This is a genomic window from Nonomuraea deserti (assembly GCF_004348685.1).
GTDB classification, from domain to species: domain Bacteria; phylum Actinomycetota; class Actinomycetes; order Streptosporangiales; family Streptosporangiaceae; genus Nonomuraea; species Nonomuraea deserti.
Map to the genome: position 1 here is coordinate 1 of NZ_SMKO01000342.1, position 4,617 is coordinate 4,617.

Genomic DNA, 4,617 nt, shown 5'->3' on the forward strand with positions numbered 1-4,617 from the left:
ACTTCGCTGAGGCGATCGGCGGGGTCACCTTCCACGAGCCGACGATCCCGGTCGTGTCGAACGTGTCGGGTCGTCTGGCCGAGCCTGGCCAGTTGACGGACCCTGCTTACTGGGTGGAGCACGTGCGGGGTGCGGTGCGGTTCGCCGACGGGGTGGCGGCTGCTGGGGCGAGCCACTTCTTGGAGGTGGGCCCGGACGGGGTGCTGACCGGGCTGGCGCAGCAGAGCGTCGAGGACGCGGTGTTCGTCCCGGCGGTGCGTAAGGACCGTGACGAGACCCGCGCGCTGGTCGAGGCGCTGGGCCGGCTGCACGTCGAGGGCATCACCGTCGACTGGACGAAGGTGCTGACTCCTGGCCGGCTGGTCGATCTGCCGACGTACGCCTTCCAGCACGAGCGGTTCTGGCTGGAGTCGGGCAGATCGGTCGGAGACGTGACGGCCGCCGGGCTGAGCGCGGTGGAGCATCCGATCCTCAGCGCCGTCGTGCCCGCACCCGATTCCGACTCCATCACCCTGACCGGGCGGCTCTCGTTGGCCGCGCTGCCCTGGCTTGCCGACCACGTGGTCAACGGCACGGTCATCCTGCCCGGCACCGGCTTCCTCGAGATCGCGCTGCGGGCCGCCGCGGAGACCGAGGACTGTGAGACGGTGACCGAGCTGGCCATACAGGCCCCGCTCGTCATCACGCACGAGCACCCCGTACAACTCCAGGTGGTCATCGACGGCCCGGACGACGACGGGCGGCGCGGCATCGCCGTGTACTCCCGTACGGAAGGCGACCCCGCATGGCAGCGGCACGCCCAGGGAACCCTCGGCCCGGTCACCGCCGAGCCCGCTTTCGACCTCGCGCAGTGGCCGCCGCCCGGCGCGCGGCCCATCGATCTCGACGCCCTCTACGACGACTTCGCGGAGACGGGCCTGGAGTACGGTGACGCGTTCCAGGGACTGGTGGGCGCCTGGCAGCACGACGGCGCCGTCTACGCCGAGATCGTGCTGCCCGAGCAGGCACAGGCGGGCGCGGAGCGGTTCGGGTTCCACCCGGCGCTGCTCGACGCGGTGCTGCACTCCATCACGCTGGGGGACCTCCTGCCGCGTACCGAGCCGGGCCGGCCGTTCCTGCCCTTCGCCTGGTCCGGTGTCTCCCCGCACGCGGCGGGCGGGACGGCGGCACGTGTCCGTACGACGGCGAAGGGGCCGGGCGAGCTGGCGCTGAGCGTCGCGGACCACACCGGCGCGCCCATCCTCACGGTGGACTCGCTGGTGGTCCGGCCCGTCACGACCGCCCTGCAGGCGGGGAGCACCCCGTACACGCTGGACTGGGTGACCTCGACCGCCGCCGGGCCGGAGCCGGAGCGGGTGTTGATGCTCGACGACCTGTCGTCCCTGGGCGAGGCGGTCGGACCTGACCAGGAGGTTCCTGAGCTTGTGCTGGCGCCGGTCGGGTCCGGTGAGGGCCGCGACAGGACGTACGAGGTGCTCGCGCTCCTCCAGGAGTGGCTGGCCGAGGAACGGTTCGCGCGGTCCCGGCTGGCGCTGGTGACCATCGGCGCGGTGAGCGTGACCGACGGCGAGGCGCCGGACCTGTCCACCGCGCCCGTGTGGGGGCTGGTGCGCTCCGCCCAGTCCGAGAACGCCGGCCGTCTCGTCCTCGTCGACACCGACGAGCACCCCGAGTCTGCGGACACGATGTTGCGTGCCTGCGCGTCCGGCGAGCCGCAGATCGCCCTGCGGCAGGGGCGGATCCACGTCCCCCGCATCGTCCCCGTGACGAGCCCGCCCGCACCCGAGGGTTCGGGTACAGAGGCGGGAGGGACCGTGCTGCTGACCGGCGGCACAGGAGAGCTCGGCGCTCTGGCCGCGCGGCGGCTGGTCACCGAGCACGGCGTACGCCACCTGCTGCTGGCCAGCCGGCGCGGCCCGGCGGCGCCCGGCGCCGACGCCCTGGTGACCGAGCTGACCGAGCTCGGCGCGCAGGTCACCGTGGCCGCCTGCGACGTGGCGGACCGCGACGAGCTCGCCGCCCTGCTGGCGGGCGTCCCCGCCGAACACCCGCTGACGGGCGTCGTGCACCTGGCCGGAATCGTGGCCGACGGCGCCGTGACCTCGCTGACGCCCGGCCACATCGACCGGGTCTTCGGCCCGAAGGCGGATGCGGCCTGGCACCTGCACGAGCTCACCCAGGACCTCGACCTGTCGTTCTTCGTGCTGTACTCGTCGGTCGCCGCCACGGTCGGCAGCGCGGGGCAGGCCAACTACGCGGCCGCCAACGCGTACCTGGACGCCCTGGCCCTGCACCGCCGGGCCCGGGGACTGCCGGCTGTCTCCCTGCAGTGGGGGTTGTGGGAGTCCGACAACGGCATGGCCGGTGCGCTCAGCCAGCTCGACGTGGCGCGGCTCAGCAGGGCCGGGCTCGCGCCGCTCCCCGTGGCGGAGGGCATGTCCCTGTTCGACGTGGCGATCGCCCTCGACAAGGCCGTGCAGATCGTGGCGCGCCTGGACACGGCCGCGCTGCGCCGCCAGGACGAGATCCCCGCGGTCTTCCGCGCCCTGGTCAAGGCGCCGGCGCGGAAGGCGGCAGCGCCCAGGCGCGCGAGCGCGCGCGCCGACAAGGGCGCGCTGCTGTCGCTCATCCGGACGAACGTCGCGCACGTGCTCGGCCACGCCAACGCCGACACCGTGGACACCGGCACCGCGTTCAAGGACCTCGGCTTCGACTCGCTGAGCTCCGTCGAACTGCGCAACCGGCTCAACACCGCCACCGGCCTGCGGCTGCCCGCCACTCTGCTGTTCAACTTCCCCACCCCCGGCGAGCTGGCCGAGCACCTGTACGCGGAGCTCGGCGGCGCCTCCAGGGCCGAGCAGGCGGCCGTACGGACCGCGCCCGCCGACGAACCCGTCGCGATCGTCGGCATGGCCTGCCGCTATCCCGGCGGCGTGGCCTCCCCCGAGGACCTCTGGCGGTTGCTCACCCAGGCGGGCGACGCGATCACCACCTTCCCCGACAACCGTGGCTGGGACCTGGACGGCCTGTACGATCCCGACCCCGGCCACCACGGCACCAGCTACGCCCGCGAGGGCGGCTTCCTGCACGACGCCGACCGCTTCGACCCCGGGCTCTTCGGCATCTCGCCGCGCGAGGCGACCGCGATGGACCCGCAGCAGCGGTTGTTGCTGGAGACGTCGTGGGAGGCGATCGAGCGGGCCGGGATCAGCCCGAAGGCCATGCGCGGCAGCCGCACCGGCGTGTTCGCCGGTGTCATGTACCACGACTACGGCACCCGCCTGCCGCAGGCGCCGGAAGGATTCGAAGGGTTCGTGCTCAACGGCAGCGCGGGCAGCATCGCCTCCGGCCGGGTCGCGTACACGTTCGGCCTGGAAGGGCCGGCGGTGACCGTGGACACGGCCTGCTCGTCGTCGCTGGTGGCGCTGCACCTGGCGGCGCAGTCCCTGCGGTCGGGCGAATGCGACCTCGCCCTCGCCGGCGGCGTGACGGTGATGGCCACGCCCAACGTCTTCGTGGAGTTCTCCCGGCAGCGCGGCCTGTCCGCCGACGGCCGGTGCAGGGCGTTCTCCGCCGATGCCGACGGCACCGGCTGGGGCGAGGGCGCGGGCATGCTGCTGGTCGAGCGGCTGTCGGACGCCCAGCGCAACGGGCACCACATTCTCGCCGTCGTACGCGGGACCGCGGTCAACCAGGACGGCGCCAGCAACGGCCTGACCGCACCGAACGGCCCCTCCCAGGAACGGGTGATCCGGCAGGCGCTGGCGAACGCCGGGTTGTCGGTGGCGGACGTGGACGCGGTGGAGGCGCACGGCACCGGCACGAAGCTCGGTGACCCGATCGAGGCGCAGGCCATCCTGGCCACGTACGGGCAGGACCGGGACCAGCCGCTCTGGCTGGGCTCGCTGAAGTCCAACATCGGTCACACGCAGGCCGCCGCCGGTGTGGGCGGTGTGATCAAGATGGTGATGGCCATGCGGCACGGGGTGCTGCCCCAGACGCTGCACGCCGACGAGCCGTCTCCGCACGTGGACTGGTCGGCGGGTGCGGTCGAGCTGCTGACCGAGGCCCGCCCATGGCACGAACGGGACCGGCCGCGCAGGGCCGGCGTCTCGTCGTTCGGCGTGAGCGGCACCAACGCTCACGTGATCGTCGAGCAGGGCCCGGCCGTTCCCGAGCCCGCCGCTGCCGTGACCGCTCCCGCCCTGCCCGCCGTGCCGTGGCTGATCTCGGCCAACGACACCGGCGCGCTGCACGAACAGGCGGGCAGGCTCGCGGCCTGGGCTTCGGCGAACGACGTCGAACCCGCCGTCGCCGGTAAGGCGCTGGTCTCCGCGCGGTCGATGCTGGAGCAGCGTGCGGTCGTGGTGGGTGCTGATCGGGACGAGTTGGTGGCGGGGTTGCGGGCGCTGGCCGAGGACGCGTCGGTTGCGATCTCGGGGAGTGGTTCTGGCGGGAAGCTGGCTCTGTTGTTCGCGGGTCAGGGCAGTCAGCGGGTCGGGATGGGTTCGGTGCTGGTTGAGCACTTCCCGGTGTTCGCGGAGGCGTTGGAGGAGATCTGCGCCGGGTTCGAGCCGTTGTTGCCGCGTCCGCTGCGTGGGGTGATGTTCTCCGATT

General features: G+C 73.0%; 1 protein-coding gene. It reads left to right on the forward strand.

The window, feature by feature from the left end:
- The coding region (locus E1292_RS49490) for an SDR family NAD(P)-dependent oxidoreductase (protein WP_132606736.1) at positions 1-4,617 on the forward strand (4,617 nt) is incomplete at both ends.